General features: G+C 74.6%; 2 protein-coding genes. One reads left to right on the top strand and one right to left on the bottom strand.

Annotated features, from left to right (window positions below; all coding sequences use genetic code 11):
- Positions 1 to 563: AMP-binding protein (locus tag NJ376_RS26145; protein ID WP_252956304.1), on the bottom strand; the 563-nt coding region annotated here is incomplete at its 3' end.
- Positions 564 to 766: 203 nt separating this feature from the next.
- Between NJ376_RS26145 and NJ376_RS26140 the strand changes: the two genes are divergently transcribed.
- The coding region (locus NJ376_RS26140) for a 4'-phosphopantetheinyl transferase family protein (protein ID WP_252956303.1) at positions 767 to 1,406 on the top strand (640 nt) is incomplete at its 3' end.

Here is a 1,406-nt window from a genome sequence, read left to right as displayed (position 1 = left end):
AAGCTGGCGCCGAGGGCGGTGACCGCCAGCGCCGCGATCGCCGCCTCCGCCGTGTTGCGGGCGATGGCGACGACGATGTCGCCCTCGCCCAGGCCGCGCTCCGCCAGCGCCCCGGCCAGGGCGGCGACGCGCGCTTCCAGCTCCGCGCGGCTGAGGCAGAGGCGGCGCCCATCCGCGCCGCGGCCGATGATGGCCGGGCTGTCCGGCGCAACGCGGCCGCCGGCGCGCAGCAGGTTCTCCGCGTAGTTCAGGCGGAGATTGGGGAAGAACAGGCTGTCCTCCAGGCCGGCGCCGGTGCGCACCGGCGCGGCGTCGCCTTCCACCTCCAGCCCGCACCAGCGCAGCGTCGCCTCCCAGAAGGCGTCGTTGTGGCGCAGGGCGAAGGCCGAGAGAGCGGCGAAATCCGGCAGGCGGACGTGCTGCTCCTGCTCCAGCCGCCGGGTGAAGCGGCTCAGCGCGCTGGCGGCGATGGCGGAAGCGGGGGGGCTGTATTGCGGCGAAGGCGGGGAAGACGGCCTGGCGTCCGCCGACGCGTCGACCAGAAGTGTAACCGGAGCCTGCATGACATTGTCCACCGCATGACGACGACGAAGCTGGAGGGCTTCCACCAGCCACGCCGGCGATGGAGCAGTTTGGTCGATGCGCCTGTTGCGGGATACTCCAAGAACTCGTGTAGCGATCTACGTTTGCGTGACACGCAGATGCGATGCAGCATCACCACAGTGCACGCCAGATCGGTGTGCGAACCGGAACAATGTCGACGGCGGTGGCGCAAGTATTCGGCGAAGCCAGTGTTACAGTGTTCTGGTGCGCACTGCCCCCGGCCGGGGAGGCGGAGCTGGCGCGGCTGGCGCGCGGGCTGCCGCGCGAGGAGCAGGCGCGGGCGGCGCGGTTCCGGCGGCAGGCGGACCGGCAGGGCCATCTTGCCGCGCAGGCGCTGCTGCGCCTCGCCCTGCGGCGGCGGCTCGGCGCACGGCATGCGCGGCTGCTGCGCGACGCGAATGGGCGGCCGGTGCTGGGGGATGCGGCGACCGCGCTCAGCCTGAGCCATGCGGAGGGGCTGGTCGCCTGCGCCGTCGCGCAGGGCGCGGCGGTGGGGCTCGACGTGGAGTCGCTTGCCGCCTGTGCGGCGCACCGGCCAGAGCAGCTTGCCGCCGTGCTGCCGGCGGCGGAGCGCGCCATGATCGCGGCGGCGCCGCCGGAGAGGCGCGTGGCGCTGCTGGCCCGGCTCTGGACCCTGCGGGAGGCGGTGGGGAAGGCGCTGGGCACTGGCCTCGGCGCGCCGGAATTGCGGGGCTGCACGCTGCAGGCGGCGCCGCCGGGCTTCGGCCTCGGGCCGGTGCCGCCGGGGGCGTGGGAGCTGCGCTGCTTCGCGCCGGCGCCGACGCATTGCGGCGCGGTGGCGC

The sequence above is a fragment of the Siccirubricoccus soli genome, from assembly GCF_024178315.1.
Classification (GTDB): domain Bacteria; phylum Pseudomonadota; class Alphaproteobacteria; order Acetobacterales; family Acetobacteraceae; genus Siccirubricoccus; species Siccirubricoccus soli.
This window is presented reverse-complemented; position numbering and strand designations above follow the sequence as displayed.